Source organism: Acidovorax lacteus, assembly GCF_039540375.1.
GTDB classification, from domain to species: domain Bacteria; phylum Pseudomonadota; class Gammaproteobacteria; order Burkholderiales; family Burkholderiaceae_C; genus Acidovorax_G; species Acidovorax_G lacteus.
On record NZ_BAABEX010000027.1, the window covers coordinates 16,844 to 36,619 of the forward strand.

Genomic DNA, 19,776 nt, shown 5'->3' on the forward strand with positions numbered 1-19,776 from the left:
CATGAACGACATTCGCCGCACCATCCTGTGGGTGATTTTTGGCTTCTCCATGGTCCTGCTGTGGGACAAATGGCAGCTGCACAACGGCAAGCAGGCCACTTTCTTCCCAACGCCCTCCACGGCTTCGGCACCGGCAGCTGCGTCTGCGTCCGCACCTGCGAGCGCGAACAGCAGCGTGCCGGTTTCCAGCGCGCCACTGCCCACTGCTGCGGCAGGCGCTGCCGCCGTGCCCGGAGGGCAGCCTCCGGCTACCCCAGCTGCAACGCGTGAGCGTGTGGAAGTCACGACCGATGTGTACCGCCTGCAATTCGACACCGAAGGCGGCACCCTGGTACGCGCCGAACTGCTCAACCACCGCGACATGGCCGACAAAGAGCGCAACTTTGTGCTGTTTGACGAGAGCGCCATGCGTGCCTACATGCCCCAGAGTGGCTTGATCGGCGGCAGCTTCCCCACCCACAAAACCCCGATGACCCTGGTGGCTGGCCCGCGCAGCCTGGGCGACAGCGATCAGGAGCTGAGCGTGCGCTTCGAGTCGGCTGCGACAGGCGGCGTCAAGCTGGTCAAAACCTGGACCTTCCGCCGTGGTGCTTACGACATTGCAGTGCGCCACGACGTGGTCAACACGGGTACCGACCCTGTGGCCCCGCAGCTGTACCTGCAGCTTGTGCGCGATGGCAACAAGCCGCCGGGCGAATCCTCGTTCTACTCGACCTTCACCGGCCCGGCCGTGTACACCGACGCCAAGAAGTACCAAAAGATCGAGTTCTCGGACATCGAGAAGAACAAGGTCGATATTCCGAAGGACGCGACCAACGGCTATGTGGCGATGGTGCAGCACTACTTTGCCAGTGCATGGCTTCTGGGCGACGGCGTGACGCGTGAACTGTTCACCCGCAAGGTCGACAACAACCTGTACTCGGTGGGCATGATCACTCCCTTGGGCACCGTGGAGCCAGGTGCCACCAAAACCGTCGAAGCCCGCCTGTTCGCCGGTCCACAGGTCGAGACCACCCTCCAAGACCTCGCACCCGGTCTGGAGTTGGTCAAAGACTATGGTTGGCTGACCATCCTGGCCAAGCCGCTGTACTGGCTGCTGGACCAGCTGCACAAGGTGCTGGGCAACTGGGGCTGGGCGATCGTGGCGCTGGTGTTCCTGCTCAAGATCGCCTTCTACTGGCTCAATGCCAAGGCGTATGCCAGCATGGCCAAGATGAAGGCCATCAACCCCAAGATCATGGAGATGCGCGAGCGCCTCAAGGACAAGCCCCAGCAGATGCAGCAGGAGATGATGCGCATCTACCGCGAGGAGAAGGTCAACCCGATGGGGGGCTGCTTCCCCATCATGATCCAGATCCCGGTGTTCATCGCGCTGTACTGGGTGCTGCTGTCCAGCGTCGAAATGCGCAACGCGCCGTGGATCGGCTGGATCCACGACCTGTCCACGCCCGACCCCTTCTTCATCCTGCCGTTGCTTATGACCCTGAGCACGCTGCTGCAGACGGCGCTGAACCCCGCGCCGCCGGATCCGCTGCAGGCCAAGATGATGTGGTTCATGCCGCTGATCTTCAGCGTGATGTTCTTCTTCTTCCCGGCGGGCTTGGTGCTGTACTGGCTGACGAACAACATCCTGTCGATCGCGCAGCAGTGGATCATCAACACCCGCATGGGTGTGCCGCCCCAGTTCAACCTGCCGAAGTTCAAATAGGCTGGTGGGATCACCCCTCGCAAAAGGGCCGCATCTGCGGCCCTTTTGCTTGATGGCCCATCGCCCTGTGCCCGGAGGACAATCGCCCCATGCTTGCCCGCTTTGACGAACCGATTGCCGCGATTGCCACCGCCCCGGGACGGGGTGCTGTCGGCATCGTGCGCGTGTCTGGCCGCAATGTTCAGCCGGTGATCGACGCCGTCTGTGGGCGCGCCCTGCGCCCCCGGGAGGCCACGTACCTGCCCTTTCGAGCGGCCGATGGAAGCCCCATCGACCATGGGCTGGCATTGCACTTTCCAGCCCCTCACTCGTACACCGGCGAGGATGTGCTCGAACTGCAGGCCCATGGCGGTCCGGTGGTGCTGCAGTTGCTGCTGGCGCGCTGCCTAGAGGCGGGGGCTGCGCTGGGCCTGCGCGTGGCCCAGCCGGGCGAGTTCACGCAGCGGGCGTTTCTCAACGACAAAATCGATCTGGCGCAGGCCGAGGCCATTGCCGATCTGATCGACGCCAGCACCGAAGCCGCAGCACGCAGCGCGAGCCGATCGCTCTCGGGGGACTTTTCGCGCGAAGTGGAGCGGCTGCGAGAAGCCCTGGTGCACCTGCGCATGCTGGTGGAAGCCACGCTCGACTTCCCGGAGGAAGACATCGACTTCCTGCAGCAGGCCGATGCGCAGGGCCAGCTGGAGCGGCTGCAGCAGACATTGGGGCAACTTCAGCAACGCGCACGACAGGGTGCGCTCTTGCGCGAAGGCATCAAGGTGGTGATCGCCGGGCAGCCGAACGCAGGCAAGAGCTCGCTGCTCAACGCACTGGCCGGCGCAGAGCTGGCCATCGTCACGCCCATTGCGGGCACCACCCGCGACACTGTGCAACAGACCATCCAGATCGAAGGTGTGCCACTGCACGTCATCGACACTGCTGGCCTGCGGGACGCGACGGATGAGGTCGAACGCATAGGCATTGAGCGCGCCTGGAGCGAGATACGCCAGGCCGATGCCGTGTTATTTCTGCACGACCTGTCCCGCAGGGAAGACCCGCTGTACCAAGCTGCGGATGCCGCGATTGCGGACCAGCTGCAACGCCATCTGGGGCCGGATGTGCCGGTGCTGCAGGTCTGGAACAAGACCGATTGCATCCCGAGTGCTAACCACGCGGGCGCGAGCGAGGACGTATGGCTGTCTGCTCGAACGGGCCAGGGACTGGAGGCCTTACGCAAGCGCCTGCTGCAGCTGGCCGGCTGGCAGGCTGTGCCCGAGGGGCTGTTTATTGCCCGGGAGCGCCATGTGCGCGCCCTGCAGGAGGTGCAGGCCCATCTGACGCAGAGCGCGGCGTGCCTGCAAGCGCGCCAGCCAGCGCTGGATCTTCTGGCCGAGGAGCTGCGGCAGGCCCAGCAGGCGCTCAATACCATCACCGGCGAGTTCAGTGCAGACGACCTGCTGGGCGTGATCTTCTCCAGCTTTTGCATCGGCAAATGATGCGGGTAGGCGACGCCGGGGGGGCCGTCGGTCGGTCTGAGCCGCCCGCTGACCCCCTCAAGTTGTAAACGCGCGTAAGCGGCGCTTGTGCAGGACTGCGCAGCAGAGTAGCTTCGGGCCACCATGAACGCGATTTCACCCGGCCTCCACAAGCATGAACTCCAGGGTCTGCTGGATGCCATTGCGCAGGCGAGCGCGGAAGACAGCATGACCAACCCGCTGACGCCTGCACAGTGGGAGATCCTGACCCCTTACCTGCAGCCCTGTACGCTGGCTGCCAGCCAGATCCTGTTCAATCAGGGGGCGACCGACCGGACCCTTTATCTCGTAGAAAGCGGCACTTTGAGCGTCCACTACCAGGACGACAAAGAGCGCCTTCGCTTGGCCATCGTAGGCCCCGGTTCTGTGGTGGGCGAGGGCGCTTTCTTCTCGCATCGCCCTCGCAGCGCGACGGTACAGGCCGCAGGAGTCTGCAGACTCTGGAGCCTGACGGCACTTCGCTTTGCCGAGCTGTCCAATCGCCAGCCCGCGATCGCCCTAGGCGTGGCCATGGCGGCCGGTGCGGTGCTGGCCAAACGCCTGGGCAACCGTCGGCGTCGCGTTGCAGCCACCTGAGCGTGCGCTGTACAGATCCACACCGGGCAACCCCAGCAGGTGGCCCACGGTGCCGCTTTACACTTTCACCCCTCGCGCCTTCTCCTGAAAGCCCGCTATGTCTCTGTTCAGCTGGTTCCGCCGCAAGTCGCAACCCACCCAGTCCCCAGGGGGGCATCAGCCCGCACAGGGCCTGTTGCAGGCCGACGCGACGGTACCCCTCAACCCGGGCCGACTCCCACCATCACCGTCCGCTCGTTCCGCTGAGCCCGCTGCCGGTCCGCGCAACGAGCGCATGGAGCGACGGGAAATGTTGTATGCCGTCGTACGCGACGCGATGGTGCGTGCCAGTGTGCTGACGGCGGGCTATAAGTTCAAGGTGCTGTCGCTCGACCAGCGAGGTCGTCAGTTCCTCGTGATGATAGATCTGGCCCGTGAATATGGCGGTGACACAAACCGTCTCAGCGAGATGGAGGTCCTGATCGCGCAAACGGCCAAGGCCCGACATGACATCCTGGTGACGGCGGTGTATTGGCGCATCCATGAGCAAGTGGCTGTCAGCGCCCCGGCCAAACCCTTGGGGGCGGCCGCTCCCGCAGAGCCTGCAGCCGCGCGACCCGCTACCGGATTCGTACGTCCTCAGCGACCGGAACGCAGTACTCCCGCTTCCTCGCCCGCTCCTCTGGGGTCTGCGGTTGCCACGGGCGCTCCATCGGGGCACTCTGCGAACCTTGGTGCACCCGCACCCGTGTCCGCTGCGTCTGTCCCTCCGGCCCAGCCCCGTACGGTTGCACCCGCTGCCCCGGAGTCCAAGCGCGCGCCATTGCTGCCTCCCAGGACCAGCACACCCTTCGAACCGATCGAGGCGGACGAGGTGGCGGCCTTCAAGCGCGCCCTGGCGGGCCAAGGTGCACAGGCGGCCGGACGTTCTGCTGCCGGCAGCGCCGCCGCGGCGCAGCCAGGCGTGGCTGTGCGCAGCGGGCCGTTGTTGCCTCTGCCCGAGTCCACCGGCTTCGAGGACACGGAAATGCCTGAATCCGAGCACCGGGGGCCAGACCTGAGCTCGACCCAGTACGGCGAACTGCGCTGACCTGCCGGCGGGGGGGTATGGGCGGCCCTTAGTGGCCCGCGAAGTCCACCAGCGTGTACAGCGGCAAGCCACCCGCCCGCAGCCGTGCCGAGCCACCCAGTTCTGGCAGATCCACGATGGCCGCTCCCTCGAACACCGTGGCGCCGAGTTTTTCGAGCAGCTTCTTGCCAGCCATCATGGTGCCGCCGGTGGCGATCAGGTCGTCGATCAGCAGCACACGATCACCCGCCCGTACTGCATCGGTGTGCAGCTCGACCGTGGCGCTGCCATATTCCAGCTCGTAGGTTTCCTCGACGGTGGTGAACGGCAGCTTGCCCTTTTTGCGGATGGGCACGAAGCCCACATTCAGCTCGTAGGCCACGACCGCACCCAGGATGAAGCCCCGTGCGTCCAGCCCAGCCACCACATCCGGGCGCATCCCGCGGTCCATGTAGCGGTGTACGAAGGCGTCGATCAGCACCCGGAACACCTTGGGGTCTTGAAGCAGGGGAGTGATGTCGCGGAATTGAACACCCGCAGACGGCCAGTCTGGAACAGTCCGGATGTGTTGGCGCAGGTAGTCGTTGACGCTCAGAGCTTGCATAGCGAGGAGGAGTTGCGGGACGGAGAGGGGCCCGAGTGTATCCACCGACATACGCGTGCACACCAGTGCTGTCAGCGGCGGCCTTGGCCCCCATAATGGAAGCACGATGGAAGCGCTCTGCCGCAGCCCTTCCCGCTCCTGTTCCGGGCGGCCTCACGACGACCATGTCCATTTCAGTCTTGCTGGTGGAAAGCGATCCTGACCATGCCCAGGCCGTGGTGCAGGCGCTGAGCGACGCTTGGCTAGGATGGAAGGTACTGTCCACCTCCACGGTGTCCCAAGCGCTGGAGGTCCTGGAGCAGCACCGGGTCGACGCCGTGCTGGCAGCGCAGCGGCTGACGGACGGCACCGCCTACGATGTGCTGACACCGCTGCGAGGCGTGCCAGCCCTGATCGCTGTGCCGCAGGGGGCCGAAGCCGACGCAGCGCTGGCCATGCGCCATGGTTTTGCGGATTTCGTGGTCCGGCATCCGCATGGTGACCACCTACTGACGCTGCCCGCGCAGATTGAGGCCGTACTGGAGCGAGCAGAGAACTCGCGGGCCAGGCTTGCGGCCGAGAACGCTCTCGCACGCCAGCATCGCCTGTTGCAGGCCATCACCCGGGCGCAATCGCTGTTCATTGCCCATGCGACCCCTGCGGCAGCCTTCGACGCTTTGCTCCAGGAGCTGATGGATCTGACCGGCAGCCAGTTCGGACTCATCGGGCCCGTCCACCGCGCTGCAGACGGGCCCATGCGGCTGGAGCTGCATGCCTGGCTTGATCGCAGGCCTATGGTGGGCGCTGGCACTGAAGCGGATTCCGTCCATCGCCCGTCCGATCTGGGAGGGATGGCGTGCGACGATCCGGACACCTTGATCGGCCAGACGCTGATGGGTGGGCAGCCGCAGATCCTCAACCATGCCCCGGGTCGCCTGTGCAGTGCAGGGCTTGCGGAGCGGCGGGGCCCACTGTCCAACTTTCTTGGGCTGCCCATTCTCGCGGCGGGGGAAATCGTGGCGTTCGTAGGGCTGGCCGATCGACCCGGAGGCTACCCCTCTTCCGAGATCGCGTTTCTTGCTCCGCTGCTGAACGCCGTCGCGCAACTCGAACTGGCCCGCCGTGCTGCACAGGTGCGCGAATCGATCGAAGCGCAGCTCGCTCAGACGAGTGAATTGCTGGCAGAGAAAACCCAGGCCCTCGAGGTGACGCTGGCCAGCGTGTCCCAGGGGATCAGCAACGTCGATGCGCAAGGGCGCATCCTCGTCTACAACCAGCGCTATCTCGAACTGCTCGATCTGCCCGAGTCCCTGTTGGCCGGGCAGCCTCTTGCGGAGGAGGTCGTTCGGTTCCAGGCGGAGCGCGGTGACTTTGGCGATGGATTCGCCCTGTTCGATCCCCGGACGCGCCGGTTGGTGGCCCAGAGCTATGCCATCAAGGGGGGGCAGGCCGAGGTGCCGGACCAATATGTCCGCCGGACCCATACCGGGCGCTATATCGAAGTGCGCACGCGCTTTCTGCCCAACGGCACCCGGGTGCGCACGTTCACCGACGTCACGGACTATCTGGGGGCGCTGGATGCGCTCCGGGAAAGCGAGGAGCGCTGGCGCAGCATGACCAAGCTCTCGTCGGACTGGTATTGGGAGCAGGATGCCGACCTGCGCTTCGTGCGCGTGGATGCACCTTCCAACGAACGGCAGTCCTGGCTCAACGAAGCCGCCTTGCTGGGCCGGCGCCGCTGGGAATTTCCCGAGGCGCAGCAGGACGAGAGCCACTGGCGTGCCCACCGGGCCCAGCTGGAAGCGCGCGAGACCTTTCACGACTTCGAAATGTGCCGGGTGGACGCAGAGGGCCGCCCAGTATGGCTGTCTGTCAGTGGCGAGCCGATTTTTGACGATGAAGGCGGGTTCCGGGGCTACCGCGGTGTGGCACGTGACATCACGGAGCGCAAACGTGCCGAGGCGGAAATCCAGCGTCTGGCGTTCTACGACGAACTGACCGGGCTTCCCAACCGGCGCTTGTTGCTTGACCGTATCGAGCGCGTCGGCGTGCGGTGTGAACGCGAGCGCCGCCATGCGGCATTGCTGTTCCTGGACCTCGACAACTTCAAGCATGTGAACGACACCTTGGGCCACGAATGGGGCGACAGCCTGCTGGTGCAGGCGTCCCAGCGCCTGGGGCAGTGTGTGCGCGCGAGCGACACCGTGGCCCGCCTCGGGGGGGACGAATTCGTCGTGGTGCTGGCCCACTTGCATGCACAGACGGAACAAGCGGCCAGCGAGGCCGAAGGCGTGGCCCTCAAGGTTCTGGCCGAGCTCAACCGCCCCTATTTGCTGGGCGGGGCCGAGACGCACAGCACGGCCAGCATCGGGCTGGCATTGTTTTCAGACCGGCAGCATCCCGTGCTAGAGCTGCTCAAGCGCGCGGACCTTGCCATGTACCAGGCCAAAGCCCAGGGGCGCAATACGCTGTGCTTCTACGACCCGGCCATGCAGGCGGCTGCCAGCGCGCGCTCAGCACTTGAGGCCGACATCCGCCAGGGCCTGCAACGTGGTGAATTCTTGCTGCATTACCAGCCGGTGGTCGATGCGCGCGGCCAGGTGCAGGGCGCAGAGGCGCTTGTGCGGTGGTCGCATCCGCAACGCGGGCTGGTGTCTCCGGGCGACTTCATCCCCGTGGCCGAGCAAACGGGCCTGATCGTGCCGCTGGGGCAGCGGGTTCTGGGCCTGGCGTGCGCGCAACTGGCGCAATGGGCGGCCGATCCAATGCGCAGACACTGGCGTTTGGCGGTGAACGTGAGCGCCCAGGAGTTCCGGCACCTGGATTTCGTGGGGGGGGTGCTGCAGGTGTTGGAGCACACGGGCGCAGATGCCCGGCGGCTCACGCTTGAACTCACCGAGAGCCTGCTGCTCCACGATGTGGAAGAAAGCATCACCAAGATGCAGACACTGCGCGAGCGGGGTGTCGGTTTTTCCCTCGACGACTTTGGTACCGGATATTCCAGCCTCAGTTACCTCAAGCGTCTGCCGCTCGATCAGCTCAAGATCGACCAGGGGTTTGTGCGCGATGTGCTGACCGATCCGAACGACGCCGCGATTGCCTGCACCATCGTGGCCCTGGCCCAGAGCTTGGGCCTTGAGGTGGTGGCCGAAGGGGTGGAGACCGACGGCCAGCGCGACTTTCTGTTGCGCAATGGGTGTCGGCAGTTCCAGGGATACTTGTTCGGCCGGCCGGCCCCGATATCAGACTGGGTGCAGCCCGCCTCCTGAGCCCCCCATCGAATCAGCCGCGCAGCAGTTTGTCCTCGGCCAGTGCCAGTGCCGCCGGATGCCCGGAGAGCACCAGCGTATCGCCCGCGGACAGCACCGTATCGTCCTGTGCCGCCCACATGCGGCCGTTGCTGCGCCGCAGGTTCACCACCTGCACGCCCATGGTGCTCAGTGCCAGCGAGCCCAGCGGCTGGCCCAGACCATAGGCGCCCGGAGGCAGGCTGACCGTCGCCAGCCGTTCCTGATCGCGCTCGGCCACTGTGTCATCGTCGGCCCCGTGGAAGTAGCCCCGCAGCAGGTTGTAGCGCGCGTCGCGCTGGTCCTGCACCAGGCGCAGCACGCGGCGCATGGGCACTCCCACCAGCGCTAGTGCGTGGCTGGCCAGCATCAACGAGCCTTCGATGGCCTCGGGCACCACCTCGGTGGCCCCAGCGGACTGCAGCTTGTCCAGGTGCAGATCGTCCTGGGTGCGCACGATCACGGGCACCTGCGGCGCGTGGGCGCGGGTGTTCGCCAGCACCTTGAGCGCCGCCGGGACGTCGATGTAGGTCACGGCCACGGCGCGCGCGCGCACCAGGCCTGCGGCCATCAGGGCCTGCAGCCGCGTGGCGTCGCCGTACACCACCGAATCGCCGGCCGCTGCCGCCTGGCGCACCCGGTCCGGGTCCAGGTCCAGGGCCATGTAGGGAATCTGCTCGCGCTCGAGCATGCGCGCCAGGTTCTGGCCGCAGCGGCCGTAGCCGCAGATGATCACGTGGCCGCTGCTGTTGATGGATTTGCGCGCGATGCTCGTCATTTGCAGCGATTGCTGCAACCAGTCGCTGGAGACCAGCTTCATCACAATGCTGTTGCTGTGCATCACCACAAAAGGCGTGGCCAGCATCGACAACACCATGGCCGCGAGGATGGGGTTCATCAGCGCGGGCTCCACCAGTCCGCGCTGCTGGGTCAGCGACAGCAGCACAAAGCCAAACTCGCCAGCCTGCGCCAGGTACAGCCCGGTGCGCAGCGCCACGCCGGTGGTGGCGCCCATGGCCCGCGCCAGCAGCAGGATCAGCAGCAGTTTCAGGCCCATCAGCACCAGCAGCAGGCCGAGCACCATGCCCCAGCGGTCGATCAGGATGTGCCAGTCCAGCATCATGCCGATGGTGATGAAGAACAGGCCCAGCAGCACGTCGTGAAACGGCCGGATGTCGGTGCCCACCTGGTGGCGGTATTCGGTTTCGGACACCAGCACGCCCGCAATGAAAGCGCCCAGCGCCAGGCTCAGCCCGGCCAGTTCGGTCAGCCAGGCCAGCCCGAGCGTGATGAGCAGCAGGTTGAGCATGAACAGCTCGTCGCTCTTGCGCCGCGCCACCAGCGTGAGCCACCACCGCATCAGCCGCTGCCCGCCGGTGAGCAGCAGCGCAACCAGCACCGTCGCTTTGAGCAGTGCCAGGCCGAGCGCCGCCAGCAGGTCGTCGGGCGAACTGCCCAGCGCCGGGATCAGCACCAGCAAGGGCACCACCGCGAGATCCTGAAAGAGCAGCACGCCCATCACACGACGGCCGTGTTCGCTTTCCAGTTCGGCGCGTTCGGCCATCAGCTTGACCACGATGGCCGTGCTGCTCATGGCCAGCACGCCCGACAGCGCCAGCGCACTTTGCCAGCCCATGGTCCACACGCCGCCCAGGGTGTGTGCCAGCGCCAGGCCGCCTGCGGTGAGCACCGCCATGGTCAGCAGCACTTGCAGCAGGCCCAGGCCGAACACCTGGCGGCGCATGGCGCGCAGCTTGGGCAGGCTGAACTCCAGCCCGATTGCGAACATCAGGAACACCACACCGAACTCGCCCAGGTGGCGCACCGCCTCGGAGTTCTGCGCCAGCGCCAGCGCGTGTGGGCCGATCAGGATGCCCGCTGCCAGGTAGCCCAGCATGGGCGGCAGCTTCAGGCTGCGGCACACCACCACGCCCAGCACCGCGGCCAGCAGGTAGAGCAGCGTGAGCGCGAGTGAGGACATGCTCCGATGCTATCCGAGCGCCCCGCACCCGGTCGATAGAATCGGCTGCATGACCGCTGCCCCCGACGCGCCCCCGACCCTGGACGCTGCCCGCGCCCTGCGCTTGGCCCACGAAACCTTCGACATCGAGGCGGCCGCGGTGCTGGGGCTCAAGGCCCGCACGGGCGACGCCTTTGCCCGCGCCGTATCGGCCATGCTGGCCGTGCGTGGGCGTGTGGTTGTCATGGGCATGGGCAAGAGCGGCCACATCGGCCGCAAGATCGCGGCCACGCTGGCCTCTACCGGCACGCCGGCCATGTTTGTGCACCCGGCCGAAGCCAGCCATGGCGACCTGGGCATGATCAAGTCGGTGGATCTGGTGCTTGCGCTGTCCAACAGCGGCGAAGTCGATGAGGTGACCACGCTCTTGCCCGTGATCAAGCGCCTGGGCGCGACGCTGGTGGCCATGACCGGGAGGCCGCAGTCCACGCTCGCGCGGCATGCCGACATCGTGCTCGACACCGGCGTGGAGCGCGAGGCCTGCCCGCTGCAGCTTGCCCCCACGGCCAGCACCACGGCGCAACTGGCCATGGGCGACGCCCTGGCCGTGGCTTTGCTGGACGCGCGCGGCTTCCGCCCGGAGGATTTCGCGCGCTCGCACCCCGGCGGATCGCTGGGCCGCAAGCTGCTCACCCATGTGGCCGATGTGATGCGCCGCGGCGATCAGGTGCCGCGCGTGGCGCCGCACACGGGCTTCAGCGACCTGATGCGCGAGATGAGCGCCAAGGGCCTGGGCGCTGCCGCCGTGGTGGACGACAACGGCCGCCCGGTCGGTATCTTCACCGACGGCGACCTGCGCCGCTGCATCGAGGCCGGCACCGACCTGCGCGCGATGACGGCCGCCGAGATCATGCACCCCCGCCCGCGCCGCATCGCGGCCGACGCGCTGGCCGCCGACGCGGCCGACATGATGGAAGCCCATGGCATCACCAGCGTGCTCGTGGTCGATGCCGACGAGCGGCTCATTGGCGTGGTACACATTGGCGACCTGATGCGCGCCAAGGTGATCTGATGGCTGCATCCACCCCCGCCCCCGCGCTGCCGCCCCTGCAGCCCGTGCTCCAGCACGCTCCCGAGCTGCTGCTGCGCGCCCAGTCCGTGCGCGTGGCGTTTTTCGACGTGGACGGGGTGCTCACCGACGGCGGCCTGTATTTCAGCGAGTCGGGCGAGACGCTCAAGCGCTTTCACACACTCGACGGCCATGGCCTGAAGCTGTTGCAGCAGGCGGGCATCGTGCCCGCGGTCATCACGGGCCGCGACTCGCCTGCGCTGCGCCTGCGCCTCAAGGCGCTGGGCATCGAACACGCGGTGTTCGGCACCGAAGACAAGCGCCCGGCGGCCGAGCAGATGCTGGCCACGCTGGGCCTGGGCTGGGAGCAGGCGGCCGCCATGGGCGACGACTGGCCCGACCTGCCCGTGATGCGCCGCTGTGCCATCGCCTGCGCCCCGGCCAACGCCCAGGCCGAGGTGCTGGCCTGCGCGCACTACGTCACCCAGCGTGCGGGTGGCCAGGGCGCGGCGCGCGAGTGGTGCGACCTGCTGCTGGTGGCCTCGGGCCAGTACGCGCGCCTGCTGGCCGCCCACGGCGCATGAGGGGCTCGGCCATGTGGCGCCAGACCTGGGACCGGCTCTCGCTGTACCTGCCGGTGCTGCTCATGGGCCTGCTCGCGCTGGGCACCTGGTGGCTGGTGCGCAATGCGCCCACGCCGCTGTCGCCGGCCGCCGCCACCGCCCCGGGTGACGAGCCCGACTACACCATGCGCAGCTTCTCGGTGCGTCACTTCGACGAAAGCGGCCGGCTGCAGAGCGAAGTGCGCGGCGAGGAAGCCCGCCACTACCCGCGCACCAACACCGTCGAGATCGACCGCGTGCGCATGCGCAGCATTGGCCCCGATGGCCGCGTGACCGTGGCCACCGCCGACCGCGCCCTGAGCAACGCCGACGGCTCGGAGGTGCAACTCTTTGGCAATGCCGTCGTCACCCGCCAGCCGCTGCCCCCGCGGCCCGGGCAGACCCCCCAACCGGTGCTGGAGTTTCGCGGGGAGTTCCTGCACGCCTTCACACGCGCCGAGCGCGTGACCTCCGACCGGCCTGTGGTGCTCACCCGCGGGGCGGATCGTTTTACCGCCGACCGGCTCGAATACGACCACGTCGCCCAGGTGCTGCAACTGCAGGGCCGGGTGCAGGGCGTGCTGCAGCCAGGCCGCGCGCGCTGACCTCGACGCGCGCCTTTGCGCCTGGCGTCTGGCCGACTTTTCCTGGAGACCGCCCCATGACCGCTGCCCCCCTGGTTTTCATCACTGGTGCCTCCAGCGGCATCGGCCAGGCACTGGCCGAGCGCTACCACCGCGCAGGCTACCGCCTGGCCCTGGTGGCCCGGCGAACGTCTGAGGTCGAACAATGGGCTCGTGCTTGTAATCTAAGCACGAGCAGCTATCAAATTTATAGCGCTGATGTGTCGAACATCGACAGCATCGTGGCTGCAGGCCAGGACTGCCTGCAGCGCCAGGGCCTGCCCGACCTGGTGATCGCCAACGCAGGCATCAGCGTGGGCATGGACACCGCCGTGCGCGGCGATCTGGACGTGCTGGTGCGCACCCTGGCCACCAACAACGTGGGGCTGGCCGCCACTTTCCACCCGTTCATCGCGGGCATGGTGGCGCGCGGCAGCGGCACGCTGGTGGGCGTGGCCAGCGTGGCGGGCATTCGCGGTCTGCCCGGCCACGGGGCCTACTGCGCGAGCAAGGCGGGCGTGATCAGCTACTGCGAAAGCCTGCGTGGCGAGCTGCGCCCGCATGGCGTGCGCGTGGTCACCATCGCACCGGGCTACATCGACACGCCGCTCACGCGCCAGAACCGCTACAGCATGCCCTTTCTGATGCAGGCTGCAGACTTCGCCGACCAGGCCTTTCGCACCATTGCGGCTGGTGCCAGCTACCGCGTGATTCCGTGGCAGATGGGCGTGGTGGCCAAGCTGCTGCGCCTGCTGCCCAACCCCCTGTTTGACCGGCTGCTGGCGGGCCGCCCGCGCAAGCACCGCGAGGGCGAGGGCCGCTGAAGCGTTTGCCCCCTGGCAGCGTGGGGACTTCCCGGTTGCCGCACTGCACAAACGCTGCCAGCATCGCGGCCCATGCTTGACGTTGTTGTTCTGTTCTTCCTGCTGGGCGTGGTGGCGCGCCTGGTCAAAAGCGATCTGCGGCTGCCCGAGGCGCTGTACGAAACGCTCTCCATCTACCTGCTGCTGGCCATCGGCCTCAAGGGCGGCATTGAACTGAGCCGCCAGCCGCTGGCGGTGCTCATGCCGCAGATTGCGCTGTGCGTGGCGCTGGGGTTCTCGATTCCGTTCCTGCTCGTGCCCATTCTGCGGCGCATGGGCCTGAGCGCGGTGGACAGCGCCGCCCTGGCCGCGCACTACGGCTCGGTCAGCGTGGTCACCTTTGCTGTGGCCAGCGCCTGGTTGCAACGCCGCGGCATCCCGGCCGAGTCGCACGCCGCGCTGTGGGTGGCCCTAATGGAAGCGCCCGGCCTGGTGGCGGGCATCCTGCTGGCGCGACTGGGCTCGCGCGATCCGCAGGCTCCGGCGGTGCGCTGGGGTGAACTCGCGCACGACGTCTTTTTTGGCAAGTCGGTGCTGCTGCTGGCAGGCGGCATCCTGATCGGCGCGGTGATGGGCGAGCAGGGCACGGCCCCGATCAAGCCGGTGTTCATGGACCTGTTCAAGGGCGTGCTGGCGCTGTTTCTGCTGGAGCTGGGCCTGGTGGCCGGGGCCCGTCTGGGCGAGTTCCGCCGCTACGGGCTCAAGCTGCTGGTGTTCGCCGTCTGCGCGCCCGTGGGCCTGTCGGTGCTGGGCGTGCTCGCCGGCCGCCTGCTGGGCCTGTCGGAAGGTGGCATGACCCTGATGGGCGTGCTGGCCGCCAGCGCCAGCTACATCGCAGCCCCCACGGCCATGCGCATTGCCCTGCCGCAGGCCAACGCCGCGCTGTCCATCACGGCCGCGCTGGGCATCACCTTCCCCTTCAACCTGGTGTTCGGCATTCCGCTGTACCACCGCATCGCACAGGCCCTGTCATGAGCGTGCCCAAGCATCCCAAGAAACTGCTCGTCCTGATCGCCGAGGCCGCCATCGAAAAACGCCTGGTGGCCGACGTCATGCGCCTGGGCGCGCTGGGCTACACCGCACACGACGTGCGGGGCGGCAGCATCCACGCCGTGCGCGAAGGGCATTGGGAGGCCGACCGCACGGTCGAACTGCAGGTGGTGTGCGACGAGGCGGTGGCCGACGCCATTGCCACGCATGTCATGGCCACCTACGCGCCCCACTACGGCATCACGCTGTACTTTGCCGACGTGGCGGTGCTGCGGCCCGAGAAGTACGGGCAGCCGCGCTAGGCAGGCGGTGCCGCCCTGGCGGCGGTGCGCGCCGCCTGGCCGCCCATGCGGTGCCCCTGGTGGTCGGCGCTGAGGGCAGCGCGTGCAGACCTGCCCACCGTACAGGCTCGGGCGTGTCGGCAGAGGCTGCTGTGGGGCGCGACAGGTGGTGTGCGCAGATCCCCGGTGCCTTTTTTTGTGCTGCCGCCGGCTTGCGACCCGTTGACGGACGCGGTGTGCGTTGAAATGCCTGTCGGGCCCGGCGCGTGCGGTGCGGCGTGAGGGGGCGGTTGGGGGCCGTTTGCGGGGCGGGGTATCCCGCGCCACAGCCGGCCGTTTTGCGTTGCCGAGGGCGTGGGGGCGATGCGGTGTCGGTGGCCCATGAAAAAAGCCCCTGTGCAGGGGCTTTGGATTGTGTGGGCGCACAGCGGGCGCCCTGTGTGGGGCAAGCGGGCCGATCAGTAGCCGCCGTTGCCACCACCGTAGCCGCCGCCACCGCCGCCGTTGCGGCCACCGCCGCGCGGGCCCGAGCCGTAGGGGCTGCGGAAACCGCCTTCGCTGCGGCCGCCACCGTAACCACCGTCGCCGCGACCGCCGCCGAAGCCGCCTTCACGGCCGCCACCAAAGCCACCGCTGCGGCCACCGCCGCCGAAGCCGCCACCGCCACCACCAAAGCCGCCGCTGCGGGGCGGGCGAGGTTCCATCGGGCGGGCTTCGTTCACCACAATGCTGCGGCCACCGAGGGACTGACCGTTCATGCCGTTGATCGCGGCCTGCGCCTCGGCATCGCTGCCCATCTCGACGAAGCCGAAGCCCTTGGAGCGGCCCGTGTCACGCTCCATCATCACTTTGGCGCTGGTCACGGCGCCGAACTGGCCGAAGGCCTGCTCGAGATCGCCATCACGCACGGAATACGGCAGGTTGCCGACATACAGTTTGTTGCCCATCACGGGACTCCTCAAAAACACATGAATAAAGCGATGGAGTCCCGAAAACGCAGCCAGCTGATCTCAAATGACGCTCTATGCGCGCGAAACTGACGGACACCGCAAACCTGTAGACAGGCCAAAAACCTGCCGAACCATTATGCGCCACATCTTTTAAAAAAAAGCAAGCGGCAATACACCATGTGGTGTCAATGTCGCAAGGGGGCGGAAACAAAAAAGGAGCCCGAAGGCTCCCTTGTGCGTGGTGCCGATCCGGCCAGCCGGATCGAGCGCCCATCAGTAGCTGTTGCGGCCACCGCCGTAGCCACCGCCGTCGCCACGGCCACCACCGAAGCCGCCACTGCGGCCACCGCCGTTGTAGCCACCACCAAAGCCGCCGCTGCGCGGGGGGCGGGGTTCCATCGGACGGGCTTCGTTGACCACGAGGTCACGGCCGCCGAAATTCTGGCCATGCACGCCCTGGATGGCGGCTTGTGCTTCGGCATCGCTGCCCATTTCGACGAAGCCGAAACCCTTGGAACGGCCGGTGTCGCGCTCCATCATGACCTTGGCGCTGCCCACGGTGCCGTAGGCGCTGAAGGTTTGCTCGAGGTCGGAATCGCGGAAGGAATAGGGCAGGTTGCCCACGTAGAGTTTGTTGCCCATGAAGGACTCCTGAAAAAAAAGAAAACGCGATGGAGCCCGACGCAATCAACAAACCTGTGACGACTTCAAAGACGCGAAACTGACCAATCACCGCTCACCAATGCCCGGAGAATCCCTCCGGGCGACCCCATTATGGGGCCGTTTGCCCGACGCGGGCGGTTTTTTCGCGGGCGGGCTCGCCCGGCCGCGCCGCGCGTGGCAAAAAAGCCCGTGCGGTGCGGGGCTATAATCGCGTCCGTCTTTGGGGAGTAGCCCGCCCGGCGCGCAAGGCGCCGGGGCATGCATCAACAGACTTGGGCCTGTGGCCTATGGTGCATGCGGCTTGGCGGTTGGGCGAGACCATTGGCTGTGTACGGATCCCTTGGCCGGAGTCCGCGCACGGTCAATGCGTTTGTCACCTTCCGGCCGCCTATGGAACCCCACATGGAAGCTTTCCTTGTCTCCACCGCCCTGGTCGCTCTGGCCGAAATGGGCGACAAAACCCAACTGCTGTCGCTGGTGCTGGCCGCCCGCTTTCGCAAGCCCTGGCCCATCGTGCTGGGCATTCTGGTGGCCACGCTGGCCAACCACGCGCTCGCGGGCGCGGTGGGTGCCTGGGTCACCACGGTGCTGGGGCCGGAGGTGCTGCGCTGGGTGCTGGGCGTGTCCTTCATCGCCATGGCCGTGTGGATGCTGATTCCGGACAAGCTGGACGACGACGACACGCGCACTGCGCCGCGGCTGGGCGTGTTCGGCACCACGGTGCTGGCGTTCTTTCTGGCCGAGATGGGCGACAAGACGCAGATTGCCACGGTGATGTTGGCCGCCCAGTACAACGCCTACCTCTGGGTGGTGGCGGGCACCACGCTGGGCATGATGCTGGCCAATGCCCCCGTGGTGTGGCTGGGCGAGCGCATCACGCGGCGCGTGCCCATCCGGGCGGTGCACATGGTCTCGGCCCTCATCTTTGTGGTGCTGGGCCTGTGGGCGATCTTCGGTCCAGCGCTGTAGGCGTGCGGCTGCAGCGCAAGCGGTTTGGTATAGTCACGCGCAGCGCCGATTTGCCACCGCTTGCGGGCGCTTTACAAGTTCAGCTAAAGACCCGACCGACACCCGACCCGGCCTCGTTTTTAGCGACGCCGGGTATTTTTTTGCCGATGCTTGCCCCCGGCAAAAAAGCGGCTCCTCGCGGAGCCCCCGCGCAGGCGGTGGAGCCCCCGGGGCCCGGTTGTCTGCCCTATGTCCTTCATTGCAACGCCCCAGTCCATGCACTTTCCCGAGGTGCTGCCGCTGCAAAGCGGCGCGCAGCTGCGGGACTACCACCTGGCCTACGAAACCTACGGAACGCTCAACGCCGACCGCTCGAATGCGGTGCTGGTGTGCCATGCGCTCAATGCCTCGCACCACGTGGCGGGGGTGTACGAAGGGCAGCCCAAAAGCGAGGGATGGTGGGACAACATGATCGGCCCGGGTAAGCCCGTGGACACCGACCGCTTCTTCGTCATCGGCATCAACAACCTGGGCTCGTGCTTTGGCTCCACCGGGCCCATGCACCGCCACCCGGACACGGGCCGCACCTACGGGGCCGACTTTCCGGTGGTCACGGTGGAGGACTGGGTGAATGCCCAGGCGCGGCTGCTCGACCGCCTGGGCATCACGCAGCTGGCGGCGGTGCTGGGTGGCAGCCTGGGCGGCATGCAGGCGCTGAGCTGGACGCTGCAGTACCCCGAGCGCATGCGCCACGCCGTGGTGGTGGCCAGCGCCCCCAACCTCACGGCCGAAAACATTGCCTTCAATGAAGTGGCGCGCCGCGCCATCGTGACCGACCCCGACTTCCACGGCGGCCACTTTTACGAGCACGGCGTGGTGCCCAAGCGCGGCCTGCGCATCGCCCGCATGATCGGCCACATCACCTACCTGAGTGACGACGTGATGAACGAGAAGTTCGGGCGCCAGCTGCGCAGCCGGGTGCTCGACGCCGCTCAACCCTTTGCGGGCAGCAGTGGCGACGCCCCCGCGCCCAGTGCCGAGGGCTACCGCTACAGCACGCAGGACATCGAATTCCAGATCGAGAGCTACCTGCGCTACCAGGGTGACAAGTTCAGCGAATACTTCGACGCCAACACCTACCTGCTGATCACGCGCGCGCTCGACTACTTCGACCCCGCACGCCGCCACGGCGGCCAGCTCACCCGGGCGCTGGCCCAGGCGCAGGCGCGTTTTCTGCTCGTGAGCTTCACCACCGACTGGCGCTTTTCGCCCCAGCGCAGCCGCGAGATCGTGAAGGCGCTGCTCGACAACCGCCGCAGCGTGAGCTATGCCGAGATCGACGCGCCGCACGGCCACGACGCCTTCCTGCTCGACGACCCGCGCTACATGCAGGTGATGCGCGCCTACTTCCAACGCATTGCCCAGGAGTTCGCATGACCGACCGTTTTGCCATGCAAGCGATTGCCCGCCTAGTGCCCCCGGGCTCGCGCGTGCTCGACCTGGGCTGCGGCGACGGCGCGCTGCTCGACCACTTGCAGCGCGAGCGCGGCTGCACCGGCTACGGCGTGGAGATTGCCGACGCCAACGTGCTGGCCTGCGTGCAGCGGGGCGTGCAGGTGCTGCAGCTCAACCTCGACGAAGGCCTGGCCATGTTCGAGGACAACTCCTTTGACGTGGTGCTGCAGATCGACACCCTGCAACACCTGCGCAACGCCGAGGTGATGCTGCGCGAGACCGCCCGCGTGGGCCGCACCGGCATCGTGGCCTTCCCCAATTTTGCGCACTGGCCCAATCGGCTGTCGGTGCTGCGCGGGCGCATGCCCGTCACGCGCCGCCTGCCCTACCAGTGGTACGACACGCCCAACATCCGCGTGGGCACCTTCAAGGATTTCGAGGTGCTGGCCACCAAGAACAGCCTGCGCATCCTCGATGCCTTTGGCCTCGAAGGCGGGCAGGCCGTGCGCTGGCTGCCCAACGCGCGCGCGGGCACGGCGGTGTTCCACTTCGAGCGAGCCTGAGCTGCAGGCACCCCAGCGGCACAACGGCACAGCGGGCCGCCATGCGGGCGTCATGCGCGTGGCGTATCGTCCCCACTCTTGTGGACCTTGCAC

Annotated in this window: 18 protein-coding genes and 1 riboswitch; of the genes, 14 read left to right on the top strand and 4 right to left on the bottom strand. The window is 67.1% G+C overall.

What is annotated here, in order from left to right; genetic code table 11:
* The first annotated feature begins 1 nt into the window (after position 1).
* From yidC to ABD866_RS12035, 4 genes are all read left to right on the top strand, one after another.
* Positions 2 to 1,708, top strand: coding sequence for a membrane protein insertase YidC (yidC, locus tag ABD866_RS12020; RefSeq protein WP_345065257.1), 1,707 nt, complete (start codon positions 2 to 4; stop codon positions 1,706 to 1,708).
* Positions 1,709 to 1,797: 89 nt separating this feature from the next.
* Entirely contained in the window at positions 1,798 to 3,183 is a 1,386-nt protein-coding gene (mnmE, locus tag ABD866_RS12025; protein ID WP_345065260.1) for a tRNA uridine-5-carboxymethylaminomethyl(34) synthesis GTPase MnmE, read from the top strand.
* Positions 3,184 to 3,306: 123 nt separating this feature from the next.
* Positions 3,307 to 3,798, top strand: a complete 492-nt coding sequence (locus ABD866_RS12030; protein ID WP_345065263.1) for a Crp/Fnr family transcriptional regulator — start codon at positions 3,307 to 3,309, stop codon at positions 3,796 to 3,798.
* A 97-nt stretch (positions 3,799 to 3,895) separates the two neighbouring features.
* On the top strand, positions 3,896 to 4,867 hold the full coding sequence (locus tag ABD866_RS12035; protein WP_345065266.1) for a hypothetical protein: 972 nt from the start codon (positions 3,896 to 3,898) through the stop codon (positions 4,865 to 4,867).
* Between the two features lie 28 nt (positions 4,868 to 4,895).
* On the opposite strand, the gene ABD866_RS12040 is transcribed toward ABD866_RS12035, so the two are convergent.
* Positions 4,896 to 5,450, bottom strand: a complete 555-nt coding sequence (locus tag ABD866_RS12040) for an adenine phosphoribosyltransferase (RefSeq protein ID WP_345065269.1) — start codon at positions 5,448 to 5,450, stop codon at positions 4,896 to 4,898.
* 164 nt (positions 5,451 to 5,614) lie between these two features.
* Here ABD866_RS12040 and ABD866_RS12045 point away from each other — a divergent pair, with 164 nt between their 5' ends.
* A complete protein-coding gene (locus ABD866_RS12045; RefSeq protein ID WP_345065272.1) occupies positions 5,615 to 8,698 on the top strand; it encodes an EAL domain-containing protein in 3,084 nt (1,027 codons plus the stop codon).
* 13 nt (positions 8,699 to 8,711) lie between these two features.
* Here the strand turns inward: ABD866_RS12045 and ABD866_RS12050 are convergent, their stop codons facing one another.
* Positions 8,712 to 10,697 (bottom strand): monovalent cation:proton antiporter family protein, encoded by a 1,986-nt coding sequence (locus ABD866_RS12050; protein ID WP_345065275.1) that lies wholly within the window; start codon positions 10,695 to 10,697, stop codon positions 8,712 to 8,714.
* 49 nt (positions 10,698 to 10,746) lie between these two features.
* Between ABD866_RS12050 and ABD866_RS12055 the strand changes: the two genes are divergently transcribed.
* The 6 genes from ABD866_RS12055 (at position 10,747) to ABD866_RS12080 (ending at position 15,125) form a co-directional block, all read left to right on the top strand.
* Complete coding sequence (locus ABD866_RS12055; protein ID WP_345065278.1) at positions 10,747 to 11,748, top strand: KpsF/GutQ family sugar-phosphate isomerase; 1,002 nt, start codon at positions 10,747 to 10,749, stop codon at positions 11,746 to 11,748.
* The gene (locus ABD866_RS12060) at positions 11,748 to 12,329 is read left to right on the top strand and encodes a KdsC family phosphatase (protein ID WP_345065282.1); all 582 of its coding nucleotides are present in this window, start codon (positions 11,748 to 11,750) and stop codon (positions 12,327 to 12,329) included. Before ABD866_RS12055 ends, ABD866_RS12060 begins: the two co-directional genes overlap by 1 nt.
* A gap of 11 nt (positions 12,330 to 12,340) precedes the next feature.
* Positions 12,341 to 12,952: an LPS export ABC transporter periplasmic protein LptC gene (gene lptC / locus ABD866_RS12065; RefSeq protein WP_345065284.1), complete on the top strand. Its 612-nt coding sequence runs from the start codon at positions 12,341 to 12,343 to the stop codon at positions 12,950 to 12,952.
* A 56-nt stretch (positions 12,953 to 13,008) separates the two neighbouring features.
* Entirely contained in the window at positions 13,009 to 13,794 is a 786-nt protein-coding gene (locus tag ABD866_RS12070) for an SDR family oxidoreductase (RefSeq protein ID WP_345065286.1), read from the top strand.
* Between the two features lie 72 nt (positions 13,795 to 13,866).
* Positions 13,867 to 14,808 (top strand): sodium-dependent bicarbonate transport family permease, encoded by a 942-nt coding sequence (locus tag ABD866_RS12075; RefSeq protein ID WP_345065289.1) that lies wholly within the window; start codon positions 13,867 to 13,869, stop codon positions 14,806 to 14,808.
* Positions 14,805 to 15,125, top strand: a complete 321-nt coding sequence (locus ABD866_RS12080; protein ID WP_345065291.1) for a P-II family nitrogen regulator — start codon at positions 14,805 to 14,807, stop codon at positions 15,123 to 15,125. The genes ABD866_RS12075 and ABD866_RS12080 overlap by 4 nt, the downstream gene beginning before the upstream one ends.
* Before the next feature lie 437 nt (positions 15,126 to 15,562).
* Here ABD866_RS12080 and ABD866_RS12085 read toward each other — a convergent pair whose 3' ends face one another.
* Both ABD866_RS12085 and ABD866_RS12090 read right to left on the bottom strand, forming a co-directional pair.
* Positions 15,563 to 16,051, bottom strand: a complete 489-nt coding sequence (locus ABD866_RS12085; protein ID WP_345065293.1) for an RNA-binding regulator — start codon at positions 16,049 to 16,051, stop codon at positions 15,563 to 15,565.
* 276 nt (positions 16,052 to 16,327) lie between these two features.
* Positions 16,328 to 16,696, bottom strand: coding sequence for an RNA-binding regulator (locus ABD866_RS12090; RefSeq protein ID WP_345065295.1), 369 nt, complete (start codon positions 16,694 to 16,696; stop codon positions 16,328 to 16,330).
* A 223-nt stretch (positions 16,697 to 16,919) separates the two neighbouring features.
* Positions 16,920 to 17,109: riboswitch (yybP-ykoY riboswitch) on the top strand.
* A gap of 10 nt (positions 17,110 to 17,119) precedes the next feature.
* Here ABD866_RS12090 and ABD866_RS12095 point away from each other — a divergent pair.
* The 3 genes from ABD866_RS12095 to metW all read left to right on the top strand — a co-directional run bounded on the left by ABD866_RS12095 (position 17,120) and on the right by metW (position 19,683).
* Positions 17,120 to 17,686, top strand: coding sequence for a TMEM165/GDT1 family protein (locus ABD866_RS12095; protein ID WP_345065297.1), 567 nt, complete (start codon positions 17,120 to 17,122; stop codon positions 17,684 to 17,686).
* 228 nt (positions 17,687 to 17,914) lie between these two features.
* Positions 17,915 to 19,102 carry a homoserine O-acetyltransferase MetX gene (metX, locus tag ABD866_RS12100; RefSeq protein ID WP_345065299.1) on the top strand — a complete coding sequence of 396 codons (1,188 nt, stop codon included), beginning with the start codon at positions 17,915 to 17,917 and terminating at the stop codon, positions 19,100 to 19,102.
* The gene (metW, locus tag ABD866_RS12105; RefSeq protein WP_345065301.1) at positions 19,099 to 19,683 is read left to right on the top strand and encodes a methionine biosynthesis protein MetW; all 585 of its coding nucleotides are present in this window, start codon (positions 19,099 to 19,101) and stop codon (positions 19,681 to 19,683) included. Before metX ends, metW begins: the two co-directional genes overlap by 4 nt.
* Positions 19,684 to 19,776 lie beyond the last annotated feature (93 nt).